Below are 23,181 nucleotides of genomic sequence, written 5' to 3'. Positions count from 1 at the left end.
CCCGGCGGCACCGTGCTCGACCTGCTGCGCGATGCCGCCTCCGAGGGGGCCGGCCGGCCGTGGCCGAACCGCACGCCGGGCCGGCGGCCCGGCTGGACGGCTACTGCTGAAGGCCCGGACGGGAGTTGAGGCGGGCGGCCTGGCGGAAGAGGTGGTCGCGTTCGGCCGGGCTGGCGGCGTGGCGGGCGGCCTCGGCGTAGAGGCGGGCGGCGGTGGCGAGGTCGCCGTCGCGTTCGTGGAGGTGGGCCGAGACGGCGGTGTGACGGGGGACGGAGGGGGCCACCTCCGCGAGGGCCGCCAGGCCGGCGCGCGGGCCGTCGGCCTCGCCGACGGCGACGGCGCGGTTGAGGCGGACCACCGGGCTGTCCGTCAGCCGCGCCAACTCGTCGTACCACTCCACGATCTGGACCCAGTCGGTCTCCGCGGCGGAGGGCGCGTCCGCGTGCAGCGCGGCGATCGCGGCCTGCGCCTGGTACTCACCGAGGCGGTCCCGGGCCAGTGCGGACTGGAGCACCGCCACCCCCTCCGCGATGGCGGCGGTGTCCCAGCGGCCGCGGTCCTGCTCCGCCAGGGGGACCAGGGCGCCGTCCGGATCGGTCCGGGCCGCGCGCCGGGCGTGGTGCAGGAGCATCAGGGCGAGCAGGCCGGCCACCTCGGGGTGGTCGACGGCCGCCGCCAACTGCCGGGTCAGCCGGATGGCTTCGGCCGCCAGGTCGAGGTCGCCGCCGTAGCCCTCGTTGAAGACCAGGTAGAGCACCCGCAGCACGGTGGCCACGTCCCCGGGCCGGTCGAGGCGGACCGTCGAGACGGTGCGCTTGGCCCGGCTGATCCGCTGCGCCATGGTGGCCTCGGGCACCAGGTACGCCTGGGCGATCTGACGCGTGGTCAGCCCGCCGACCGCCCGCAGGGTGAGCGCGACGGCCGAGGAGGGGGTCAACGACGGGTGCGCGCACAGGAAGTAGAGCCGCAGCGTGTCGTCCGCTTCCGGCACCGGACCGGGCTCGGGTTCCTCGTGCACCAGCTCCTCGCGGCGGCGCCGGGCGCTCTCGGCCCGGGCGCCGTCGAGGAACTTCCGCCAGGCGACCGTGACCAGCCACCCCTTGGGGTCACGCGGTGCCCCGGCCTCCGGCCAGGTCCGGAAGGCCTCCACCAGCGCCTCCTGCACCGCGTCCTCGGCGGAGGCGAAGTCGGCACCCCGGCGGACGAGGGCCGCCAGCACGCCCGGGGTCAGGGTGCGCAGCAGCACCTCGTCCACCGGCGGGGTCACCCCGCGACCCGTGGCAGGGCGGCCCGCCTTGGCGTAGGTCTCCTCGACGGTGCGCCGGATCCCGTCCGGGGTGGTGGCGGGGCAGGCACCCGCGACGATCCGGGCGCAGTTCTCGGCGTAGTCGTCGACCGCCTTCCTGAACCCCCGCGCCTGGCTCAGGATCCGCTGCCGCCAGTCGAGGTCGGGGTCGACGGCGCCGTCCAGGACCAAGGCGCGGACCCGGCGCGGGAACTGCTCGGCGTAGAGCGTGCCGAGGTGGGTGCCGTAGGACCAGCCGAGGTAGGTGAGCTTCTCGTCGCCGAGCGCCGCGCGGAGCACGTCCAGGTCCCGGGCGGCGTCCGGGGTGCCGACGTGGGGCAGGATCGCGCCGCTGCGGGCGACGCAGGCGGCGGTGGTGCGCTCGGCGTCGGCGAGCGCGGCCGCGCGTTCGGCGTCGGTGCGCGGGTACAGGGGGACGGCGGTCTCCTCCGTGCCCCGGCCGTCCGGCTCGGTGCAGTCCACGGCGGGCCTGCTGCCGGCCACGCCGCGCGGGTCGAAGCCGACCACGTCGAAGTGCGCCCGGGCCGCCGTGCCGAAGGAGTCCGCGCCGCCCGACCTCATCAGCTGCACGCCGGAGCCGCCGGGGCCGCCCGGGTCCAGGACCAGCGAACCCTTCCGCCGGCCTGGGTCGGTGGCGGCGGCCCGGGCCAGCGGAAGGGTGAAGGTCCGGCCGTCCTGCGGCCGCTCGTAGTCCATCGGGACGGTGAGGGTGGCGCACTGCAGGTCGCCGCAGGCGGTCCAGCCCAACTTCTGCCCGTAGAAGGCCTTCAGGGCCGGCCGCTCGGCCGGTTCGGTACCGGCCCGGCGGACCACCAGCGGCCCGTTCGCCCCGCCGGGCGCCGATCCGTCGCAGCCGGTCAGCGCGGTGGCGGCCGTCGCGGCCAGGGCCAGGGCGGCGGCGCCGAGGCGGACGGCGGTGCGGCGGCGGGCCGCCGCCCGGGGGCGGTGCGGGGGGCGGACGGTGGGGTGCACGGGTCGTTCCGATCGGTCGCGAGGTCCGGGTACGTCACGGAAGCCTGGCCGAGGTGACCTGAGGTTTCGCTGAGGACGGCCAGCGCCGGGCGGTGACGCCCCGTCAGGGCTGTCCGGTCAGGGCTGCCTGCGCACCGGCACGCGCAGGACGAAGCGGGCGCCGCCCCGGGCGCTGGGCACCACGGTGAGCGAGCCGCCGTGGGCGTGCGCGACCCAGGCGGCGATCGACAGCCCGAGTCCGCTCGACCCGGCACCGCTGTGGAAGCGCTCGAACAGCGACCGGGCCCGCTCGGGCGGGATGCCGGGCCCCGCGTCGTCCACGGCCACCGTGCCGTCCGCCCCGACGGTGATCTCGACCTCGGCCGGGCGGCCCGGCGCGTGGCCGTGCAGCAGCGCGTTGCCCAGCAGGTTGGCGACGGCCCGGCGCAGCAGGCCCGCGTCGCCCCGCACCACCACCGGCACGGACCGGACGGTGACCAGGTGCCCGTCCGCCGCCGGGGTGTCGGCGACCACCGCGTCGACCAGCTGGTCGAGCCGCAGCGGCTCCCGCTCCAAGGGGACGGCGCCGGTCGTCAGCCGGGCGCGGACGAGCAGGGCGTCGACCAGCTCGCCCATCCTGGTGGCCTGACGCAGCGTCCGGCGCATCACCTCCGTCCCGTCGGCCTCGCCCCGCAGGCCGGTCTCGGCGAGAAGCCGCACGGAGGCGACCGGGGTGCGCAGGTCGTGGGCGGCGTCCGCGAAGAACGCCTCCTGCTGCTCGATCGCCGTCAGGGCCGGCCGGACGGCCCGCCCCGCCAGCCGGCTCCCGGCCAGGGCCGAGAGGGTCACCAGCACCGCGCAGGCGCCGGCGAGCAGCAGGACCAGGCGGTCCTGGTCGTCCAGCTGGCCGGAGACGTCGACGGCGGCGACCAGCACGCCGTCCAGGTTCTCCTCCTCCGGGCCGACGAACGGCAGGGCACAGAGCCGGAGCCGGTGGCCGTTCGACGCGGTGGCGGTGCCGTGGACCTGCTCCCCCGACCGGCCGGCCTCGGCCGCCACCGCCCGCAGCGCCTCGGCCGGGACGGCCAGGCAGGGCCTGTGCGCGGCGGCCAGCGGCGTCACCTCGCCACCGGTGCCGGTGAACAGCGTCACCGGCGGGCAGTCGTAGGCGCCCTCCTGGGGGTCGGGGTAGGCGAAGGTCCCCTCTTCGACGTAGCGCAGGTCTGCGTAGACCTCGTTGACCCGCAGGGTGAGGTCGGCGTCGACCTGGGCCCGCCAGGAGGAGTCGGCCGCCCGCACCGCGACGACCGCCATGCCGACCAGCCCGAGGGCGCTGACCAGGGCGAAGAGCAGCGCCGTCCGCCGCCGCAGGCGGTGGATCCGGCCGGCCGGGGTCAGGGCGGCCGCGCGGCGGCGTCTCACGCCTCCAGCTCCAGCCGGTAGCCGACCCCGCGCACGGTGTGGATCAGCGGCGGATCGCCGAGCTTGCGGCGCAGCTGGGAGACCAGCACCTCGACCACGTTGGAGTTCGGCTCGGTCAGCTCGTCCCAGCAGCGCTCGATCAGCTCGCTGCGCCGCACCGCCTCGGCCGGGCGGGCGGCGAGGGTCTCCAGGACGGCGAACTCCTTGGTGGTGAGGGAGAGCAGCACGCCGTCGCGGTGCACCGTGCGGCGGGCGGTGTCGATCTCCAGCCCGCCGATCCGCACCACCGGCGGCCGGGGGACGGCGGTGCGGCGGCACAGGTTCCGCACCCGGGCGACCAGTTCGGGCACGGCGAAGGGCTTGACCAGGTAGTCGTCGCCACCGGTCGCGAAGCCCTCGACCCGGTCGGCCACGGTGTCGCGGGCGGTGAGGAAGAGGACGGGGGTGGTCCGGCCGTCCTCCCGCATCCGCCGCACGTACTCCGCCGAGTCGCCCGCGGGCAGCATCCGGTCGAACACCGCGCAGTCGTACGCGGTGACGAAGAGCGCCTGGTCGGCCTCGGGGAGGTCCGCCGCCTCGTCGACGGCCAGGCCGCTGCCGCGCAGCGCGGCGGACACCGCGAACCGCAGGTCCTCGTCGTCCTCGACCACCAGTACGCGCATGCCGGTCACCCTACGGTCTGTCTCCTCGACGGGGTCGGTGGTGGCGCCGCGCGGCGGTGCGCGCGGGCGGGCACCGCCGGAGGCCCCGTCCGGTCCGTCGGGAGGGCGCACCTCGACGGCGTCCGCCAGGTCCCGCCGAGGACGCGCCCCCGATCACCCGGACGGGTGCCCGGGAGGCCGAGGCGGCGCTCTTCCCGGGCAGGGGGGATGCCGGGGAGGCGCCCGCCTCGACGTGGCCGAGGGTGCCAGGGCGAACCTGAGGATTTCGTGAGCCGCCGGGGCGGGAGGCCGCCTGACGCGTGGTCAGGCGGCCTCCGGCCGGGGTGCGGTCACTCGCGGGCCGCCGAGGTGGAGCTCATGTCGGCGTAGCGGTCGCCGGTGACCTGCCCCGAGATCGGCTCCAGCAGGGCGAGTTCGGCCCCGGTCAGCTCCACCGTGGCGGCCGCGGTGTTCTCGGCCAGCCGGGTGCGCTTGCGGGTGCCCGGGATCGGCACCACGGTCAGGCCGTGCACCGCCGCCCGCTGGTGCACCCAGGCCAGCGCGACCTGGGCCGGGGTCAGGCCGCGCTCGGCGGCGATCGCGCGGATCGGCTCCACCAGCGCCGCGTTGGCCGCCGCGTTGGCGCCGCTGAACTGCGGGTGGTAGCGCCGGTAGTCGCCCTCGCTGAGCGTCTCGGCGGCCGCGAAGGAGCCGGTCAGGAAGCCCCGGCCGAGCGGCGAGTACGGCACGAAGGTGACGCCCAGTTCGGCGGCGGCCGGTACGGCGGTGCGCTCCACGTCGCGGGAGAAGACCGACCACTCGGACTGCAGCGCGGCGATCGGGTGGACCGCGTACGCCTCGCGCAGCTCCGCCCCGGTCACCTCGGACAGGCCCAACTCCCGTACCTTGCCCGCCTGGACGAGCTCGGCCATGGCGCCGACCGACTCGGCCAGCGGCACGGCGGGGTCGCGGCGGTGCATGTAGTAGAGGTCGATCTCGTCCACGCCCAGGCGCTTGAGCGAGGCGTCGACGGCGGAGCGGATGTACTCCGGGTCGTTGCGCACGGCCCGGTAGCGCGGGTCCTCGGCGCGGCGCTCGATGGCGAACTTGGTGGCCAGCACGACGCGGTCGCGGTTGGCCCGGACGAAGGGGCCGATCAGCTCCTCGTTGGCGCCGGAGCCGTAGATGTCGGCGGTGTCGAAGAGGGTGACGCCCGCCTCCAGCGCGGCGTCCAGGGTGGCCAGCGCCTCGGCGGTGTCGGTCGGGCCGTAGAACTCGGACATGCCCATGCAGCCGAGGCCCTGGGCGCCGATCAGCCGGCCGCCGCGGCCGAGGGGGACGGTGGGGAGGAGGTGCTGCTGCACTGCTTGCTCCTGGTCTGTTCGTCGTCGAGGGCGCCCGAGTAGAGCTCGATCTTGTGGTCCAGCACCGCCAAGGTGGCATGCAGGTCGCTGAGTTGGCGCCGGATGTCCTCGCGGTGCTCCACCAGCAGCTCCCGGCGGTCGCCGAGGGTGTGGTCGCCCGCGCGGAGCAGCTCCACGTAGCGGAGCATGTCGGCCACCGGCATCCCGGTCAGCCGCAGCCGGTTGAGGAACTCCAGCCGGCGCAGGTCCCGGTCGCTGTACCGGCGCTGCCCGGAGTGCGAGCGGTCGACCCGGTCCAGCAGGCCGATCCGCTCGTACCAGCGCAGCGTGTGCGCGGTCAGGCCGGTGGCCTCGGCGACCTCGCCGATGCCGTGCCGGGGCGTCGGATCCGCCTCGGTGGTCTGCTGCCCGCGGGCCTCGCAGCGCTTCAGGACTGTCTGGATCGTCGTCACGCGGTGCCCCCTGTGGAAGTGACGCTCACGAAGCTACTGACTTGGAGTGCACTCTAGGCAAGCACCGCGCCCCGGCCCGCCGCGGCGAGTCGTTAGAGTTCGGGGCATGGAGAGCTTGCGGATGATCGAGGACTGGCCGGTGCCGAACGCGGCGGCCGCGGTGGTACGGGCCGACGGGACAGTGCTCGGCGCGGCCGGGCCGCAGCAGCACCTCTTCCCGCTGGCCTCCGTCACCAAGCTGCTGACCTCCTACGCGGCGCTGGTCGCGGTCGAGGAGGGCGTCTTCGAGCTGGACGACCCGGCCGGGCCCGAGGGCTCCACCGTCCGCCACCTGCTGGCCCACACCTCCGGCCTGGCCTTCGACGAGCACCGCGTGATGGCCCCGCCCGGGGACCGCCGCCTCTACTCCAACGCGGGCTTCGACGTCCTCGCCGACACCCTGGCCAAGGCCTCCGGCATCGCCTTCGCCGACTACGCCGCCGAGGCCGTCTTCGCCCCGCTCGGCATGACCTCCACCCTGATCAACACCGCCCACCGCGCCCCCGCCGGGGCCGGCGGCCTCTCCACCGCCGCCGACCTCGCCCTCTTCGCCGCCGAGCTCCAGGCCCCCCGCCTGCTCGACCCCTCCACCGTGGCGGCCGCCACCCGCGAGGTCGCCTTCCCCGGCCTGAGCGGCGTCCTCCCCGGCTTCGGCCACCGCCGCCCCAACGACTGGGGCCTCGGCTTCGAGATCCGCTCCGACAAGTCCCCGCACTGGACCGGCACCGCCAACTCCCCCGCCACCTTCGGCCACTTCGGCCAGTCCGGCACCTTCCTCTGGGTCGACCCGACGGCCGGCCTGGCCTGCCTCGCCCTCACCGACCGGGACTTCGGCCCCTGGGCGGCGGAGGTCTGGCCGCAGCTCTCCGACGCGGTCCTGGCCGAGGCCGCGTGAGACGGGTCCGGGCGGCGCTGCTCGCCGCCTGCGGCCTGGCTCTCCTGACCGGCTGCACCCCGGGAGACCTGCCGCTCGTCGGAGTGCAGCTGGACGCCCAGGGTGCCCCCCAGGCCCTGCTGCGCAGCTGCGACGACCACGGCCGGATCCGGTACCCGCAGCTGTTCGCCATGGAGCCGGCCGCGGTCGCGACCGAGCACTACTGGCCGGACGACAGGTGGACGGTGTGGAAGTCCACTGTCGCCCGGCCGAAGGCCGCGGACTTCCCGCTGTTCGCCCCGCCCGCCGACTGGGCCGTCACCACCAGTGGCCCGCAGTCACTGGATCCCGGCCGGGTCTACCGGCTCGGCTTCAGCGACCCGGACAAGTCCTACGACTACAACGCCACGCTCACCTTCGACGCGGCCCGGCTCGCCGCCCTGCAACCCGGGCAGGTGCTGACCGACAAGGGCGTGCTGTCCCGGGAGGACTTCGACAAGGCCGCTCGGAAGGCCTGCTGACGGCACGTCACCCCGGGAGGCCCGGGACGACCAGGCCGGATTCGTAGGCGATCACCACCGCGTGGGTGCGGTTCTGGGCGCCGAGTTTGGTGAGCACGTTGCCGACGTGGGTCTTCACCGTCTCCTGGCTGACCCGGAGGGTCTCGGCGATCTCCGGGTTGGACAGGCCGGTGGCCATCTCCCGGAGCACCTCCTCCTCACGGGCCGTCAGGGCGGCCCGGGGCAGCGCCTCGGCGGAGGAGAGCGGGCGGGGCGCGACCATCCGCCGCAGGGCGGCGGGGAAGAGGATCGCCTCCCCCGCCGCCGCCACCCGGACCGCCTCGGCGATCTCCCGGACCGGGCGCCGCTTGAGCACGAAACCACTGGCCCCGGCGCTGAGCGCGGCGGTCACGTAGCCGTCGTTCTCGAAGGTGGTGATCACCACGACCTTCGGCGGGGCCGGTTCGGCGAGCAGCTCCCTGGTCGCCTCGATGCCGTTGCGGCGCGGCATCCGGACGTCCATCAGGACCACATCCGGCCGCAGCTCCCGGGCCCGTTCGACCGCCTCGACCCCGTCCGCCGCCTCGCCGGCCACGGTGAGGCCGGGCTGCGCGGAGAGCAGGGTGCGCAGCCCGCTCCGGGTCACCGCGTCGTCGTCCGCGATCAGCAGCGAGATCGGCTCGCTCACGCCGGCACCCGCGCGGGCAGACTGACCGTCAGCCGCCAGACCCGCGCCCCGTCCGGACCGGCCGTCAGCCCGCCGTGCAGCAACGCCACCCGCTCGGCCAGGCCGCGCAGGCCGCGCCCGTACGGCGGGAAGGAGGCCGGGCCGGTGCCGGTCGCGTTCACCACGGTCAGCTCCAGCCCCTCCGCCCCGGCCACCACCCGGAGCTCGACCGGGCCGCCCGCGCCGTGCCGCAGCGCGTTGGTCAGCCCCTCCTGGACGATCCGGTAGGCCGCCCGCGAGAGCGCGCCCGGCAGCTGCCCGAAGTCGCCGGACAGCTCCGGCGCCACCTGCACGCCCGCGTGGCGCAGCCGCTCCAGCAGCTCCGGCAGGTCGGCCAGTGTCCGGGTCGGCGTGGTGCCCGCCTCCTCCTCCCGGAGCACCCCGAGCACGTGGTCCAGGTCCTCCAGCGCCGCCCGGGCCGACTCCTCGATGGAGCGCAGCGCGGCCCGCGCCGCCGCCGGGTCGGCATCGAGCACCTCACCCGCCACCGCCGCCTGGATGGTGGCCGCGGTCAGCGTGTGCCCGATCGAGTCGTGCAGCTCCGTCGCCAGCCGGTTCCGTTCGGCCAGCGCCCGCTCCCGCTCGGTCGAGGCCGCCAGCCGCTCCGCAGCCGAGGGGCCCAACAGCCGTGGCGCGGACCACCGCAGAGCGCCCGTCACCAGCGCGCAGAGCGCGGCCGTCAGCAGCAGGCAGAGCACCCCGGCCGGCCAGGTCCACCACCCGTTCACCGGCGGCGTCCAGCCGTAGAGGTCGACCTCCGCCTCCCCGCCGAGCCAGGCCCCGGGCAGCGCCACCCCCATGAGCAGCAGCAGCCCACCGAGCAGGGCCACCACCCAGCCGAGCGCCACGAGCAGCAGCAGCCACAGCGGGGTGCGCCAACGCCCGCTCCCGGCAGCCGACTTGACCGGCACCGGCACCGCCGCCCCCAACACCCGCCGGGCCAGCGAGGCCAGCACCCGCCGCACCCCCGGCAGCAGGCCGCCGACCGCGACCAGCCCCGCCCACAGCACCAGGGTCATCCCCCAGAGCACGGCCTCCGGCGCCGACTTCCAGGCCAGTCCCGGTACCAACGCGAACATCAACGGCAGCACGCTGAACCCGGCCGTGAAGGCCGCCAGCAGAGCACCCGTGTACGTGGAGCCGCGCAGCAGCGGCCCGATTCCCCTGATCATGGACGCCAGTATCCCGAGGCCGTCCGTGGACGACCTCCCCCGATCGGGGGAGCGCCCGGAGCCGGGCCGGAACGGAAACCGCTTGATCCTCGGATCGGAAGCGCTGTAGGAACCGGACCATGACCGGTCCGATCATGCTGAACGAGAACGAGCTCCCCGCCCCCTGGCGCTTCCGGCTCGGGGTGCTGATGACCGTCGCCGGAGTGGCGAGCGGCGCCGTCTGGGGTGCGGTGCTCGAGTTCCTGGTCTACGGGCCGACGTACCCGGTCCTCGGGGCCCTGGCCGGCGCCGTCCTCCTGGTGCCCGTCTTCCTGCTCACCCTCGGGGTGCTCTGCGCGCTGCCGCGGAGGATCGCGCTGGACGGCCGCACCGGGCCGGCGCTGGCCTTCCTGACGACCGTCCTTGGCGAGTACCTGGTGCTCGGTCAACTGCTCCGCGACGCTGGCGCCTTCGAGCATCCGCTGGTGGCCGCGACCGCGCTGTCCGCCGCGGGAGCCGCCGCCGTCGGGGCGCTGATCGCGGTCCGCGGCACCCGCCGCACGCTCGGGACCCTCCCCGGTCAGCCGTAGCGGAGCGGGGAGTGCATCTCCCAGAGCAGCAGCTCCGCGCCGTCCTCCCCCGCCGTGGGGTCGGCGAAGGCGGTGCCGGTGGCGCGGACGCTGTCGCCGGGGGCCATGGTGCGGCCGCCGCCCTGGGGGCCGGGGACGGTGCGGTAGCCGAGGGAACCCTTCGTCAGGTGGGCGTAGCGGTAAGGGGCTTCGGGGAGTTCGGGCAGCGGCTCCCAGGGGCCGGCCGTGACCAGCCAGAGGGCGGCGTCGGAGCGGAGCAGGCGCGGGGCGTCCGTGGCGGCGTCGCGCGCGAGGCCGGAGGCGAGCAGCGTCAACCCTGCGCCGGAGGGGGTCACCCGGGCGAGGCCGTAGGCAGGGGCGGCGTCGAAGGTGTCGGGCTGGAGCCACATCTGGACGAAGCGGACCGGCCCGTCGGCGCCGCCGACGTTGCGTTCGGTGTGGGTGATGCCGGAGCCGGCACTCTGCACCTGGACCATGCCCGGCCGGACCACGCCCGCGTGGCCGTGGCCGTCGCGGTGGGCGAGGGCGCCGTCCAGGACCCAGGTGACGATCTCGGTGTCGCGGTGCTTGTGCTCGGCGTAGCCCGCGCCGGGCGCGATCGACTCCTCGTTGACGGCGAGCAGTGCGCCGAAGGAGGTGTTCTTCGGGTCGTAGTGCCCGGAGAAGGAGAAGGCGTGGAGGGTGGAGATCCCCGGCTCGGGCGCGGAGGCGTAGCGCTCGGCGGCGCGGCGGTGGTCGGCCCGGGGGCGGGAGGAGGCTGCGTCGGTCACCCGGCCCACGGTAGCCGGTGTGACCGGGGCCACCGCGTCGATCCGGCGGGGGCGGGTACGAGCCGCCCCGAAGGTGAGGCAGTCTTGTCCCTGTGCCATCCGCTTCAGCGAATTCCGACAAGAAGTCAGCCCCCACGACCGAACAGCCCGAGCAGCCGAGACCGCGCCGGGGCGGGCGGCTGACCGCTCAGGAGCGCAGGCTCGCCACCGAGCGGGCCGAGCTGCGGGCCGCCACCCTCAAGCGGCTGGAGAAGTCCTCCGGCAAGCTGGCCACCGCCGCCATCGCGCGGATGGACGACCAACTCGGCTGGTACCGGCGGATGCCGCCGGAGCACCGCTCCTGGATCGGCCTGGTGGCCCAGGCCGGCATCGCCGCCTTCACCGAGTGGTACCGGCACCCGGACGCCCCGCAGGCGATCTCCACCGACGTGTTCGGCACCGCCCCGCGCGAGCTGACCAGAGCCATCACGCTCCGTCAGACCGTGGAGCTGATCCGCACCACCATCGAGGTGATGGAGGAGGCGATCGAGGAGGTGGCCGCCCCGGGCGACGAGGCCGGGATGCGCGAGTCGGTGCTGGTCTACGCCCGCGAGATCGCCTTCGCCACCGCCCAGGTGTACGCCCAGGCGGCCGAGGCGCGCGGCGCCTGGGACGCCCGGCTGGAGGCCCTGGTGGTGAACTCGCTGCTCTCCGGCGACGCCGACGAGGGCGTGCTGTCCCGGGCGGCGGCGCTCGGCTGGGGCCAGCCGAGCCAGGTGCGGGTGGTGATGGGCTCCGCCCCGGACGGGGACAGCGAGTTGGTGGTGGAGGCGATCCGACGGGCCGCCAGGTACGCCAAACTCCAGGTGCTGACGGGTGTGTTGGGCAAGCGGCTGGTGGTGGTGGTCGGCGGCGACAAGGAGCCGGTGCACGCCGCCCGGGCGCTGATCGGCCAGTTCGCCCCCGGCCCGGTGGTGGTCGGTCCGACCGTCGGCGACCTGCTCTCGGCGACCCGCTCCGCGCACGCCGCCGCCGCCGGCCTGAAGGCCTGCGCGGCCTGGCCGGACGCTCCGCGCCCGGTGCTGGCCGACGACCTGCTGCCCGAGCGCGCGCTCGCGGGGGACCAGGCGGCCCGGCGCCAACTGGTGGAGGAGATCTACACACCGCTCGACGAGGCGGGCTCGGCACTGCTGGAGACGCTGAGCGTCTACCTGGAGCAGGCCTCCTCGCTGGAGGGCGCCGCCCGGATGCTCTTCGTCCACCCGAACACCGTGCGCTACCGGCTCCGTCGTGTGACCGACGTCACCGGCTATGCTCCCTCGGACGTGCGATCGGCCTTCACCCTGCGGATCGCGCTTGCCCTGGGCCGACTCGGCTCGGCAGCCGAACAGGATTGACGCCGCTGTAGGGACCCCACAATCCGGCGTCCTTTTATTCGTTACCGTCGCCTACCCGTCCCCGGGTGCCTGGCGAGAGAGGGTTGAACCGTGCTCGTAATCGTCGCCCCTGGGCAGGGTGCCCAGACCCCCGGATTCCTCACCCCCTGGCTCGAACTGGACGGCGCCGCCGACCGGTTGCGGGCCTGGTCCGACGTGGCCGGGCTCGACCTGGTCCGCTACGGGACCGAGGGCTCCGAGGAGGAGATCAAGGACACCGCCGTGGCCCAGCCGCTGCTGGTGGCCGCGGGCCTGCTCACCGCCACCGAGCTGTTCGGCGCCGTCACGGGCGGCCCGTACGCGGCCGTGGCCGGACACAGCGTCGGCGAGATCACCGCGGCCGCGCTGGCCGGGGTGCTGAGCGCCGACGAGGCGCTGGTCTTCGTCCGCGAGCGCAGCCTGGCGATGGCCGAGGCCGCCGCCGCGACCCCGACCGGCATGACCGCGCTGCTCGGCGGCGACGCCGAGGTGGTCGCCGCGAAGCTGGCCGAGCACGGCCTGACCGCGGCCAACAACAACGGCGGCGGCCAGCTGGTCGCGGCCGGCACGCTGGCCCAGCTGGAGGCCCTCAAGGCCGACCCGCCGGCCGGTTCGCGGGTGATCCCGCTGAAGGTGGCCGGTGCCTTCCACACCGAGCACATGGCCCCGGGCGTGGAGCGGCTCGCCAAGCTGGCCCCCACCCTGACCACCGCCGACCCGGCGGTCGCGTACCTGTCCAACAAGGACGGCGAGGTCGTGCAGGACGGCACCGAGGTGCTCGCCCGGCTGGTCTCGCAGGTGTCCAACCCGGTCCGCTGGGACCTCTGCATGGAGACCCTGCAGCAGCTCGGTGCCACCGCCGTCATCGAGCTCTCCCCGGCCGGCACCCTCACCAACCTGGTCAAGCGCAACGTCAAGGGTGTCGCGACGCTTGCCCTCAAGACTCCGGCCGACCTCGACAAGGCGCGCGCGCTGGTCGAGGAACACGGCGGGCAGGAGCTGGACGCATGACGACCCCTCAGATCCGCCCCGCCACCGGTGCGGCGCACTCCCGCATCCACGGCGTCGGCGGCTACCGCCCCGTCCGGGTCATCCCGAACGCCGAGGTGCTCAACTGGATCGAGTCCTCGGACGAGTGGATCCGCAGCCGCAGCGGCATCACCGAGCGCCGCTGGGCCGGCCCGGAGGAGACCGTCGCCGAGATGTCGGTGCAGGCGGCCGGCAAGGCGATCGCCCAGGCCGGGATCGCCCCGGAGCAGATCGGCGGCGTGATCGTGGCCACCGTCTCGCACCTCAAGCAGACCCCGGCCATCGCCACCGAGATCGCCGAGCGGCTCGGCTGCGGCACCGCCCCGGCCTTCGACATCTCGGCCGCCTGCGCCGGCTTCGGCTACGGCCTGAGCCTGGCCGACGGCATGGTGCGCGGCGGCAGCGCCGAGTACGTGCTGGTGATCGGCGTGGAGCGGCTCAGCGACCTCACCGACACCTCCGACCGCTCGACCGCCTTCATCTTCGGCGACGGCGCCGGCGCCGCGATCGTCGGCCCGTCCGACACCCCCGGCATCGGCAAGGTGATCTGGGGCTCGGACGGCTCGCAGAAGGACGTCATCTCGCAGACCCAGGCCTGGGACACCGCCTTCGCCAAGGAGGACGCCGTCAACGGCGCCGGCGAGGAGGTCAAGTGGCCGGCCCTGCGGATGGAGGGCCAGACCGTCTTCCGCTGGGCCGTCTGGGAGATGGCCAAGGTGGCCCAGCAGGCGCTGGACGCCGCCGGGGTCACCGCCGACCAGCTCGGCGCGTTCATCCCGCACCAGGCCAACATGCGGATCACCGACGCGATGATCAAGGCCCTGAAGCTCCCCGAGGGCGTCCCGGTGGCCCGCGACATCGCGGAGACCGGCAACACCTCGGCGGCCTCCATCCCGCTGGCGATGGAGCGGATGCTGGAGAGCGGGGAGGCCCGCAGCGGCGACCTCGCCCTGATCATCGGCTTCGGGGCCGGTCTCGTGTACGCCGCCGCAGTCGTTACCCTCCCCTAGGCGCGGTCTTCCGACCCGCCATCAGAAATCGTGCGACGGCCCGCCGGGCGGTCGTGTTCAACACCGAAGAGGAGCAGCCAGAATGGCTACCAAGGACGAGGTTCTGTCCGGTCTCGCCGAGATCGTCAACGAGATCGCGGGCATCCCGGCCGAGGACGTCGAGCTCGACAAGAGCTTCACCGACGACCTGGACGTCGACTCGCTCTCCATGGTCGAGGTCGTCGTGGCCGCCGAGGAGCGCTTCGACGTCAAGATCCCGGACGACGAGGTCAAGAACCTGAAGACCGTCGGCGACGCGGTGGACTACATCCTCGCCAACGCCGCCTGATCTTCCGTCAGCGCCAGCTGACCGCCCGGGCGGCCGGGGTCCCCACCCCGGCCGCCCGGTCACCCCACCCCCCGGCAACGCCGCCACCTGCCACACGTGAGAGAAGAAGAACCAGTGACCGCTGAAAACCGCACCGTGGTCGTCACGGGTATCGGCGCCTTCACGCCGCTGGGCGGCGACGCCGCCTCGTTCTGGGAGGGCCTCACCTCCGGCCGCTCCGGCGTGGCCGCGCTGACCGAGGAGTGGGCCGCCGAGCTGCCGGTCCGGATCGCCGCTCGCACCGCGATCGAGCCGGGCGAGATCCTCCCCCGGCCGCTGGCCCGCAAGCTGGACCGCTCGGCGCAGTTCGCGCTGATCGCGGCCCGCGAGGCCTGGGCCGACGCCGGCTTCACCGCCTCCGCCACCGCCGAGGGCTCGGAGCTCGCTCCCGAGCGCCTGGGCGCGGTGATCGCCTCCGGCATCGGCGGCGTCACCACCCTGCTCGACCAGTACGACGTGCTCAAGGAGCAGGGCGTCCGCAAGGTCTCCCCGCACACCGTGCCGATGCTGATGCCCAACTCCCCGGCCGCCAACGTCGGCCTGGAGGTCGGCGCCCGCGCGGGCGTGCACACCCCCGTCTCCGCCTGCGCCTCCGGCGCCGAGGCGATCGGCTACGCGATCGAGATGATCCGCTCCGGCCGCGCCGACGTCGTGGTGGCCGGCGGCACCGAGGCGGCGATCCACCCGCTGCCGATCGTCGCCTTCTCCAACATGATGGCGATGTCCAAGAACAACGACGCCCCGCAGCACGCCTCCCGCCCGTACGACAAGGGCCGGGACGGCTTCGTGCTCGGCGAGGGCGCCGGCGTGGTCGTGCTGGAGTCGGCCGAGCACGCGGCCCGCCGCGGCGCCCGGGTCTACTGCGAGGCCGTCGGCCAGGGCCTGTCCTCGGACGCCCACCACATCGCCCAGCCCGAGCCGACCGGTGCCGGCGTGGCCCGTGCCATCGCCGACCTGTTCGAGCACAACGAGCTGGACAAGGCCGAGGTCGTGCACGTCAACGCGCACGCCACCTCGACCCCGCAGGGCGACACCGCCGAGATCAAGGCGCTCCGCAAGGAGCTCGGCGAGCACCTCGACCACGTGGCCATCTCCGCCACCAAGTCGATGACCGGCCACCTGCTCGGCGGCGCCGGCGGCATCGAGACCGTCGCCACCGTGCTGGCCCTGCACCACCGTCTGGCCCCGCCGACCGTCAACGTCGACAACCTCGACGACGACATCGATGCCGACATCGTCCGCGGCGAGCCCCGCACCCTCCCCGAGGGCCGGATCGCCGCGCTGAACAACTCCTTCGGCTTCGGCGGCCACAACGTGGTGCTGGCCTTCCGCACCGTCTGAACCCGAGCCTGACGGCCCGTCGCACGAATCCCCTTCGTGCGGCGGGCCTCCGGCGTTCCAGGGTGCACGAATGATCGAGATTCCCGTCGCCGTACCGTCCTGGCTGCACCCGCTGGAGACCGAGTCGGTGGTGACGGACGCCGGGCTGACGCTGCACGGGCTGCTGCTGGAGCGCCAGGACGCCGACCGGGCCTGGCGGCACTTCCTGGACCGGCACCCGGAGACCGGCTGGTACCCGTTCCTCCGCGGCGGCGGGCCCCGGCTGCTCCGCCGGCACCCCGCGCCCGACCGGGTCCGGCAGCACCTGGAGTACGCCGAGCGGGGCGACGCCGGCGCACTGCTGGAGTCGTACGTGGCGCTGGCCGCGGCCGAGCCGATCGAGCTGCCCTGGCCTCCGGTGGAGCGGCCGCCGCACAGCCGGGTGCCGGACCGGCCGCTCTGGCTGCTGCTGGCCCCGGCGGCGGCCGGGCACGAACTCCCGATCCTGCTCGACCCCTTGGTGACCGGCTTCACGGACTTCGACGACTGGTCGATACCGGCGCACGCCCACGCGGCGGTGCTCCGCGACTGGCACCGGCGGTTCGGCGCCGAGGTCCACTACGCGGCCGGCTCCACCCTGGAGCTCGAGGTCGCCCGGCCCCCGGCCGACCGCACCGCCGCACTGCGCGCGGCCCACGAGCTGCAGGCCTACTGCCCGGACGTGGACCAGGAGTGCGAGGGCACGGTCACCGGGCGGCGCTGGGCCCTGTGGTGGGACTGACCCGTCGTCAGACCACCTGGTGGAGCCAGCGGACCGGGGCGCCCTCGCCGGCGTAGCGGAAGGGCTCCAGCTCGTCGTCCCAGGGCTTGCCGAGCAGGCGGGCGAGCTCGGCCTCCAGGTCGGTGCCCTCGGTCTTGGCCCGCAGCAGCACGGCGCGCAGCCGGTCCTCCGGGATCAGGATGTCGCCGTGGATGCCGGTCACGGCGTGGAAGATGCCGAGCGCCGGGGTGGAGCTGTAGCGCTCGCCCTCGGCGGTGGAGCAGGGCTCGCTGGTGACCTCGTAGCGGAGCAACTGCCAACCGCGCAGGGCGGACGCCAGCTTCGAGGCGACGCCGGGCTCCCCCTGCCAGGAGAGCTCGGCCCGCCAGTGGCCGGGCGCGGCGGGCTGGCGGATCCAGTCGAGGCTGATCCGCACTCCGAGCACGCCCGACACCGCCCATTCGACGTGCGGGCACAGCGCGCGGGGCGCGGAGTGGACGTACAGGACTCCACGTGTCGTCACCGGGACCTCCAGGCTGTGGACGAGGGTCGCCTTCCCCAGCTACCTCGTGCCCGTCGCCGGTCTGCGCTGCTCTGGTCTGATGCGTAACTGTCTCGGTCGTACTGCCCCCGCCGTGCGCAACTTATTCGACATATAGGTAATTAAGTTGAGCAAAACGGACAGCTTTCAACCCAATGCTAGCCCGATCCGCACCGAGGTCTACCCTCGGCCCCGATCTCTCCCCCGAACGGCCCCATCCAAGAAGCCTCCACCGTAGCGCCGCTGACGCCGCCACAGTTGACGGCCCGTCGGATCGACGGTGGTGCGCCGAGCCGGACGCGCCCGTAGCCGAACCGCCCCCGACCCTGGTGCGGGTCGGGGGCGGTCCTCAACTGCCGTGTGCCTGTCGGCGCTTGAGTCGCGTCAGTGCTCCAGGCGGACGACCATCTTGCCGGTGTTGTCGCCGCGCAGCAGACCGAGGAAGGCCTCGGTGGTGTTCTCGACGCCGTCCACCACGGTCTCGTCGTACTTCAGCGTGCCGTCCTTGAGCCAGCCGCCCACCTCGGCCAGGAAGCGGGGCTGGAGCGAGTCGTGGTCGCGCACCAGCATGCCCTGCAGCCGCAGCCGCTTGCCGATCGCCAGCGCCAGGTTGCGCGGCCCGGCCGGGGCCGAGGTGTCGTTGTACTGGGCGATGGCGCCGCACAGGGTGACCCGGCCGTGCAGGTTGAGCGCGCCGATCGCGGCCTCCAGGTGGTCGCCACCGACGTTGTCGAAGTACACGTCGATGCCGTCCGGGGCGGCCGCGGCCAGCTGCTCGCGGACCGGGGCGTCCTTGTAGTTGAAGGCGGCGTCGAAGCCGTAGCCGTCCAGCAGGGTGGCCACCTTGGCGGCCGAACCGGCCGAGCCGATGACCCGCTCGGCACCCTTCAGCTTGGCGATCTGACCGACCAGCGAGCCGACCGCGCCGGCCGCGCCGGAGACGAAGACGGTGTCGCCCGGCTTGAACGAGGCCACCTCCAGCAGGCCCGCGTACGCGGTCATGCCCGGCATGCCGAGCGCGCCCAGGTAGTAGGAGAGCGGCGCGAGCTCCGGGTCCACCTTCACCGCGTGCCGGGCGTCGAGGGTCGCGTACTCGCGCCAGCCCAGCCCGTGCAGCACCGCGTCGCCCACCTCGAAGCCCTCGGCGTTGGAGGCGACCACGTGGCCGACCGCACCGCCGTCCAGGGCCCGGCCGAGCTGGAACGGCGGGACGTAGGACTTCACGTCGTTCATCCGGCCGCGCATGTACGGGTCGACCGAGAGGTAGGCGTTGCGGACCAGGATCTCGCCCTCGCCGGGCTGCCGGACCGGCGCCTCGACCAGCGCGAAGTCGGAGGGCACCGGCCAGCCGTCCGGACGGGACGCCAGGTGCCACTCCCGGCCGGTGGCGGGCGCGGTGGTGGACGCGGCCTGCTCTGCCATGCTGCTGCTCCTCGGAGACTGAAAGGTTGAGTAGGTAAAGCAATCGTGGGCATGAAAGGTTCATGTTGTCAAATGTTCAGCTAGACTCATGGGCATGACCGAGCCCACTCACGGCACTCCGCCGCCCGCCGACGCGATCACCCGCGAGGTCGTGGACCTCATGGCCGGGCTGGTCGCGGTCTTCCACCGCGAGTACGAGGAGGCCGCCGCCGCCCGATCGCTGACCGGCGCCCAGGCCAAGGTGCTCGCGCTGCTGCGGCGCGGGCCGATGCCGATGCGCCACATCGCCCAGACCCTCAGCTGCGAGCCGTCCAACATCACCGGCATCGTGGACCGCCTGGAGGGCCGCGGCTTCGTCACCCGCGAGGCCGACCCGCAGGACCGCCGGGTCAAGCTGGTCGCCGCCACCGAGTCCGGTGACGCCGCCACCGAGGAGCTGCGCGAATCCCTCAACTTCGCCCGGGAGCCGCTGGCCGCCCTGGACGAGGAGGAGCGCACCCAGCTGCGCGACCTGCTCCGGCGGATGCTGGCGCACGCCGACGTCAACCCGAGCTGACCCTGGCCTGGCCCGGCCAGGCCGGGCCGGGCCGGGCCGGGCCAGGCAGACCGGGCTTGACCGGACCTGACCAGGTCGGCCCGGTTTCGAGCGAACGGTTCCCGGTTCCGCCCCCGCCCCGACCCCCGTCCCGACCGGGGGACGGGCCTGACCTGCGCGGACACCCCTCCCCACCAGGGGGGGCGATTGCTCCTGCACGAATCATCCTTGTTAGATTGCGCTCTCCGTGTAACCGACCGCCTCGCCAGACCGTCTATCCGGTGAGAGAACACCGACCATCCCGACGGTTCACCCGCCGAGCGGCCGCAGCAGAGAGCTCCTGACCCACCATGACCGACGCCCAGACCCGGCCCTCCTCTGCCCGCGCGCGCCGCGCACCCCGGGCGCCCCGCTCCCGCCGGGCCCGACTGGCCCGGGTCGCCGGAGTCACCGCCGCCGTCATGGTGCTCGGAGTGGTCGGCACCGGCGCGTGGTTCTACCACCGCCTGGACGACAACATCTCCACCTTCGACGCGGCCGGCATCGCCACCAGCCGGCCCCCGGTCGCCACCCCCGCCGAGGTCGGCGGCGGCGTCCCGGTCAACGTCCTGCTGCTCGGCTCCGACACCCGCAACGACGGCAACGGCGACCTCGGCGGCGGCGACGAGGGCGTCGGCCACTCCGACACCGCGATGCTGCTGCACGTCTACGGCGACCGCCGCCACGCCGTCGCGGTCTCGATACCGCGCGACACCCTGGTCACCGTCCCGCCGTGCCTGCTCCCGGACGGCAGGTGGACCACCAAGCGCACCAACCAGATGTTCAACTCGGCCTTCACCGTGGGCGGTTCGGAGAAGGGCAACCCCGCCTGCAGCCAGAACACCGTCGAGGCGCTCACCGGCCTGCGGGTCGACCACACCATCGTGGTGGACTTCAAGGGCTTCGCCGCGATGACCCAGGCCGTGAACGGGGTCGACGTCTGCGTCCCCAACGCGGTCAACTCCTACGGGATAAAGCTGGCCAAGGGCCGTCAGACCGTCTCCGGCCAGCTCGCCCTCGACTACGTCCGGGCCCGGCACGGCTTCGGCGACGGCTCCGACATCGGCCGCATCAAGCGGCAGCAGGCCTTCCTCTCCTCCCTCATCAAGAAGGTGCAGGAGCAGGGCTTCAACCTCACCACCCTGCTCCCGCTGGCCGACGCCGCCAGCCGCTCCCTCACCGTCGACCCCGGCCTCGGCACCCCGATGAAGCTGGTCGACTTCGCGCAGTCGCTGCGGGACATCAAGCTCTCCGACATAGAGTTCGTCACCGTCCCCTGGGAGTACAAGGGCGACCGGGTCGCCCTGGTCCAGCCCGACACCGGGCGGCTCTTCGACCTGCTCCGCCAGGACCACACCCTCGACGGCCACTCCACCGGCACCGGCACCACCCCCACCGCCTCGCCCTCGGCCTCTGCCTCCCCCTCCGCCTCGGCCGTCGCCACCCCGCTGACGATCATCAACGCCAGCCGCTCCCCCGAGGCCGCCACCAAGGCCGAAGCCGAACTCAAGGCCGCCGGCTGGACCGCCCTCACCACCGGCCCCACCCCCACCACCTCGCGGCGCACCACCGTCATCGGCTACCCCGCCACCCCGGTCAGCCTCGCCGAGGCCGAACGGCTCGCCGCCCTCTACCCCGACGCCGAACTCCGCCCCGACCCCTCGCTCACCACCCTCACCCTCACCCTCGGCCGCGACGAGGCCCCCGACCCCTCCACCGCCGCCCCGTCGGCCACCACCTCCGGATCCCCCTCGGCCACCCCGACCGGCATCCCCTCCGGCATCACCGACAACACCCGCACCGCCGACGCCGACCTCTGCTCCAACCTCACCTACGGCGACGGCGGCTGACGGACCATCAGCGCACCCAGCTCTTCAGCGGCTCGGTGTCCAGCACGATCCCGACCGGCGCCGGCAGCTCCACCTCGGTGCCGAACGGGACCACGCTGAGCTGGATGTAACGGCTGCCGACGGGGCGGCTGTGCACGGTGACCTGGCAGGCGTCGCGGTCGATCAGCAGGTAGACCGGGATGCCGGTCTCGGCGTACGCCCGGGGCTTCTCCACCCGGTCGCGCTGGTCGGTGTCCGAGTCGTAGGACGTCACCTCGACGGTCGTCAACACGCCGTCGGCGTCGGCCCACTCACCCTGACCGGCGAACGCGTCCGCTGCGGCGAGCGCGCCGTCGGGCCTGGCACGGCCTGCCCGATAGCCCTGGACCTTCAGGCCTTGGTCGTGCAGCCAGAGCTCCGGCCTGCTCTGCAGGCAGATCCGCATGAGCCACTGGATGATGCGGCCGTGGTCCCCGTCAGGCGCCGGCTTGGCCCTCAGCTTTCCGTCGATCAGCTCCAGCCGCACGCCCTCCGCCGCCCGGGCGACCACGCGGGCCACCTCCTCGAACTCCTCGGGGAGCAGCTGCGGGCGGTCCGAGATCGCGGTCATGCCCTGCCTCCTCCGGGTGGGGCGGGTGGTGCTCTCTCCGACGATAGCCGAGCGTCCACCCCAGGATCCGGTGGACACAGGATGAACAGTGACGTCCGTTCCACGGACGAGGCGGACGGCGTCCCAACTGCCGTGATCTTCCTGGGAGGGTGAAGATCCCACCCAACCGAGACGATTCCGGGGGACGCCTCAGATGAACTCCACAGCCACCGCCCTCACCCTGGCCTCCGGCGCAGCCGTGCTGCACGCGCTCTGGAGCCTGGTCAGCAAGCGGCTGGCCGAGTACGACGCGGTGGCCTTCGTCTGGCTGGCCTCGCTGGGGTCGTTCGTGGCGTACGCGCCGGTCGTGCTCCTGCTGACGGGCGGGGACGGCGGCTGGCGGCTGACGCCCGTTCAACTCGCGGAGTGCCGGCTGCTCGTCCTGGGGGCGGCCACCCTGATACCGCTGCCCTACCTGCTCTTCCTGTTCGCCCTGCGGCTGGCCCCGGCCGCCCTGGTCTCCCCGGTCCGCGAGGCCAGTGTGCTGCTGGTGGTGCTGCTCGGCGGCACCCTGCTGGCCGAGGGCCGCCTGCGCGCCCGCCTGTTGGCGGCCGGGGTGATCGTGACCGGTCTGAGCCTGATCGCGTTCGGCTGACGCTACGCGGGGTCCGGCAGGCCGGTGACGACCATCGTCACCCGGGTACCCGCCACCAACTCGCCCGCCATCAGACGCTGGTGGACGGCACGGAGGGTCTTGGCGACGTAGCGGAGCTCTGGCCTCAGGCCGTGCCGCTGCTCGAACTCGGCGGCGAAGGCGGTGAGTTGTGGTGAGACGCGGCCGTAGCCGCCGCCGTGGTGGGCGTGGTCGATCGACCAGGTGGTGAACTGGCGCCCGTAGGCGGCCTGGTGGAGGCTGCGGACCTCATCCTCCAGGTAGCCCTCGCCGCGCAGGACGGCGACGCCGAGGGCACGGGCGCCACCGGTGAGGCCCGCCGCGACGCCCGCGAGCGTCCCCCCGGTGCCGACCGGGCAGACCAGCAGGTCATTCGGGCCCAGGTCGGGGAGCTCGGCCGGGATCGCGGCGGCGCCGCGTACCGCGAGCGCGTTGGAGCCCCCTTCGGGCAGCACCAACCAGCCCTCCCCCGGGGCCCGACGTTCGGTCAGCAGGCGGCGGTAGTCGGAGCGGGAGACGAAGCGCAGCTCCATCCCGTCCGCCTCCGCCGCCCGCAACGACCAGTTCCGCGGCGCCCGTTCCAGCTCCTCGCCCCGCACCACCCCGATGCTCGCCAGCCCCAGCGCCCCCGCCGCCGCGGCCACCGCCCGCAGATGGGTGGAGTACGCCCCGCCGTACGTCAGCAGTCCGACCGCTCCGGTCTCCACCGCGTGGGCGAGGTTCGGGGCGAGCTTGCGCCACTTGTTGCCGGGCACGGTCGGGTGCGCCAGGTCGTCGCGCTTGAGCCGCAGCTCGACCCCGGCCGCCGCGAAGTCCGGGTCGTCCAGCACCTGGAGCGGAGTCGGCAGATCGGCGGGCAGCAGCATCCGCCCAGCGTACGCGGGCC

At 74.1% G+C, this 23,181-nt stretch carries 24 protein-coding genes and 1 pseudogene; 12 read left to right on the top strand and 13 right to left on the bottom strand.

Going from position 1 to position 23,181, the window contains the following annotated elements; genetic code table 11:
• Positions 1-100: 100 nt before the first annotated feature.
• The 6 genes and pseudogenes from ABD946_RS26670 to ABD946_RS26645 form a co-directional block, all read right to left on the bottom strand.
• Complete coding sequence (locus ABD946_RS26670) at positions 101-1,255, bottom strand: RNA polymerase sigma factor (RefSeq protein WP_345282833.1); 1,155 nt, start codon at positions 1,253-1,255, stop codon at positions 101-103.
• A gap of 108 nt (positions 1,256-1,363) precedes the next feature.
• Positions 1,364-2,002 (bottom strand): annotated as a pseudogene (locus ABD946_RS26665) (alpha/beta fold hydrolase); the annotation flags it as partial.
• Between the two features lie 393 nt (positions 2,003-2,395).
• Positions 2,396-3,679, bottom strand: coding sequence for a sensor histidine kinase (locus ABD946_RS26660; RefSeq protein ID WP_345287779.1), 1,284 nt, complete (start codon positions 3,677-3,679; stop codon positions 2,396-2,398).
• Complete coding sequence (locus tag ABD946_RS26655; RefSeq protein ID WP_345287777.1) at positions 3,676-4,341, bottom strand: response regulator transcription factor; 666 nt, start codon at positions 4,339-4,341, stop codon at positions 3,676-3,678. Before ABD946_RS26655 ends, ABD946_RS26660 begins: the two co-directional genes overlap by 4 nt.
• A 329-nt stretch (positions 4,342-4,670) precedes the next feature.
• Positions 4,671-5,684 carry an aldo/keto reductase gene (locus ABD946_RS26650; RefSeq protein WP_345287775.1) on the bottom strand — a complete coding sequence of 338 codons (1,014 nt, stop codon included), beginning with the start codon at positions 5,682-5,684 and terminating at the stop codon, positions 4,671-4,673.
• Entirely contained in the window at positions 5,633-6,136 is a 504-nt protein-coding gene (locus tag ABD946_RS26645; RefSeq protein WP_380149986.1) for a MerR family transcriptional regulator, read from the bottom strand. Before ABD946_RS26645 ends, ABD946_RS26650 begins: the two co-directional genes overlap by 52 nt.
• A 106-nt stretch (positions 6,137-6,242) precedes the next feature.
• On the opposite strand from ABD946_RS26645, the gene ABD946_RS26640 reads away from it, so the two are divergent.
• Together ABD946_RS26640 and ABD946_RS26635 are read left to right on the top strand one after the other, a co-directional pair.
• Positions 6,243-7,070 carry a serine hydrolase domain-containing protein gene (locus ABD946_RS26640; protein WP_345287774.1) on the top strand — a complete coding sequence of 276 codons (828 nt, stop codon included), beginning with the start codon at positions 6,243-6,245 and terminating at the stop codon, positions 7,068-7,070.
• The gene (locus ABD946_RS26635) at positions 7,067-7,570 is read left to right on the top strand and encodes a hypothetical protein (protein WP_345287772.1); all 504 of its coding nucleotides are present in this window, start codon (positions 7,067-7,069) and stop codon (positions 7,568-7,570) included. Before ABD946_RS26640 ends, ABD946_RS26635 begins: the two co-directional genes overlap by 4 nt.
• 7 nt (positions 7,571-7,577) lie before the next feature.
• Here the strand turns inward: ABD946_RS26635 and ABD946_RS26630 are convergent, their stop codons facing one another.
• Together ABD946_RS26630 and ABD946_RS26625 are read right to left on the bottom strand one after the other, a co-directional pair.
• Positions 7,578-8,237 (bottom strand): response regulator transcription factor, encoded by a 660-nt coding sequence (locus tag ABD946_RS26630; RefSeq protein WP_345287770.1) that lies wholly within the window; start codon positions 8,235-8,237, stop codon positions 7,578-7,580.
• The gene (locus ABD946_RS26625; RefSeq protein ID WP_345287768.1) at positions 8,234-9,448 is read right to left on the bottom strand and encodes a sensor histidine kinase; all 1,215 of its coding nucleotides are present in this window, start codon (positions 9,446-9,448) and stop codon (positions 8,234-8,236) included. Before ABD946_RS26625 ends, ABD946_RS26630 begins: the two co-directional genes overlap by 4 nt.
• Before the next feature lie 119 nt (positions 9,449-9,567).
• Here ABD946_RS26625 and ABD946_RS26620 point away from each other — a divergent pair, with 119 nt between their 5' ends.
• On the top strand, positions 9,568-10,017 hold the full coding sequence (locus ABD946_RS26620) for a hypothetical protein (protein ID WP_345287766.1): 450 nt from the start codon (positions 9,568-9,570) through the stop codon (positions 10,015-10,017).
• On the opposite strand, the gene ABD946_RS26615 is transcribed toward ABD946_RS26620, so the two are convergent.
• Entirely contained in the window at positions 10,008-10,787 is a 780-nt protein-coding gene (locus tag ABD946_RS26615) for a pirin family protein (RefSeq protein WP_345287764.1), read from the bottom strand. The two genes, ABD946_RS26620 and ABD946_RS26615, sit on opposite strands and share 10 nt — an antisense overlap.
• 179 nt (positions 10,788-10,966) lie before the next feature.
• On the opposite strand from ABD946_RS26615, the gene ABD946_RS26610 reads away from it, so the two are divergent.
• The 6 genes from ABD946_RS26610 to ABD946_RS26585 all read left to right on the top strand — a co-directional run bounded on the left by ABD946_RS26610 (position 10,967) and on the right by ABD946_RS26585 (position 16,688).
• On the top strand, positions 10,967-12,163 hold the full coding sequence (locus ABD946_RS26610; RefSeq protein ID WP_345287785.1) for a PucR family transcriptional regulator: 1,197 nt from the start codon (positions 10,967-10,969) through the stop codon (positions 12,161-12,163).
• A 90-nt stretch (positions 12,164-12,253) separates the two neighbouring features.
• Complete coding sequence (locus ABD946_RS26605) at positions 12,254-13,192, top strand: ACP S-malonyltransferase (RefSeq protein ID WP_345287762.1); 939 nt, start codon at positions 12,254-12,256, stop codon at positions 13,190-13,192.
• Entirely contained in the window at positions 13,189-14,220 is a 1,032-nt protein-coding gene (locus tag ABD946_RS26600; RefSeq protein ID WP_345287760.1) for a beta-ketoacyl-ACP synthase III, read from the top strand. The genes ABD946_RS26605 and ABD946_RS26600 overlap by 4 nt, the downstream gene beginning before the upstream one ends.
• Before the next feature lie 82 nt (positions 14,221-14,302).
• Positions 14,303-14,548 (top strand): acyl carrier protein, encoded by a 246-nt coding sequence (locus ABD946_RS26595; RefSeq protein ID WP_345287758.1) that lies wholly within the window; start codon positions 14,303-14,305, stop codon positions 14,546-14,548.
• Between the two features lie 114 nt (positions 14,549-14,662).
• Entirely contained in the window at positions 14,663-15,928 is a 1,266-nt protein-coding gene (locus ABD946_RS26590; RefSeq protein ID WP_345287756.1) for a beta-ketoacyl-[acyl-carrier-protein] synthase family protein, read from the top strand.
• Between the two features lie 70 nt (positions 15,929-15,998).
• Positions 15,999-16,688, top strand: coding sequence for a DUF4253 domain-containing protein (locus ABD946_RS26585; protein WP_345287754.1), 690 nt, complete (start codon positions 15,999-16,001; stop codon positions 16,686-16,688).
• A gap of 7 nt (positions 16,689-16,695) precedes the next feature.
• On the opposite strand, the gene ABD946_RS26580 is transcribed toward ABD946_RS26585, so the two are convergent.
• Together ABD946_RS26580 and ABD946_RS26575 are read right to left on the bottom strand one after the other, a co-directional pair.
• Entirely contained in the window at positions 16,696-17,190 is a 495-nt protein-coding gene (locus tag ABD946_RS26580; protein ID WP_345287752.1) for a DUF3145 domain-containing protein, read from the bottom strand.
• 402 nt (positions 17,191-17,592) lie between these two features.
• Positions 17,593-18,630, bottom strand: a complete 1,038-nt coding sequence (locus ABD946_RS26575; RefSeq protein ID WP_345287750.1) for an NADP-dependent oxidoreductase — start codon at positions 18,628-18,630, stop codon at positions 17,593-17,595.
• A gap of 88 nt (positions 18,631-18,718) precedes the next feature.
• Here ABD946_RS26575 and ABD946_RS26570 point away from each other — a divergent pair, with 88 nt between their 5' ends.
• Together ABD946_RS26570 and ABD946_RS26565 are read left to right on the top strand one after the other, a co-directional pair.
• On the top strand, positions 18,719-19,186 hold the full coding sequence (locus tag ABD946_RS26570; protein ID WP_380149985.1) for a MarR family winged helix-turn-helix transcriptional regulator: 468 nt from the start codon (positions 18,719-18,721) through the stop codon (positions 19,184-19,186).
• Between the two features lie 329 nt (positions 19,187-19,515).
• Positions 19,516-21,054, top strand: a complete 1,539-nt coding sequence (locus tag ABD946_RS26565; RefSeq protein ID WP_345287747.1) for an LCP family protein — start codon at positions 19,516-19,518, stop codon at positions 21,052-21,054.
• A gap of 7 nt (positions 21,055-21,061) precedes the next feature.
• Here ABD946_RS26565 and ABD946_RS26560 read toward each other — a convergent pair whose 3' ends face one another.
• Positions 21,062-21,643, bottom strand: coding sequence for a Uma2 family endonuclease (locus ABD946_RS26560; RefSeq protein ID WP_345287746.1), 582 nt, complete (start codon positions 21,641-21,643; stop codon positions 21,062-21,064).
• 193 nt (positions 21,644-21,836) lie between these two features.
• Between ABD946_RS26560 and ABD946_RS26555 the strand changes: the two genes are divergently transcribed.
• Positions 21,837-22,277: an EamA family transporter gene (locus ABD946_RS26555; protein WP_345287744.1), complete on the top strand. Its 441-nt coding sequence runs from the start codon at positions 21,837-21,839 to the stop codon at positions 22,275-22,277.
• Positions 22,278-22,279: 2 nt separating this feature from the next.
• Here ABD946_RS26555 and ABD946_RS26550 read toward each other — a convergent pair whose 3' ends face one another.
• A complete protein-coding gene (locus tag ABD946_RS26550; RefSeq protein ID WP_345287742.1) occupies positions 22,280-23,161 on the bottom strand; it encodes a 1-aminocyclopropane-1-carboxylate deaminase/D-cysteine desulfhydrase in 882 nt (293 codons plus the stop codon).
• Positions 23,162-23,181 lie beyond the last annotated feature (20 nt).

Source organism: Kitasatospora albolonga (assembly GCF_039535905.1).
GTDB classification, from domain to species: Bacteria; Actinomycetota; Actinomycetes; order Streptomycetales; family Streptomycetaceae; genus Kitasatospora; species Kitasatospora albolonga.
This window is presented reverse-complemented; position numbering and strand designations above follow the sequence as displayed.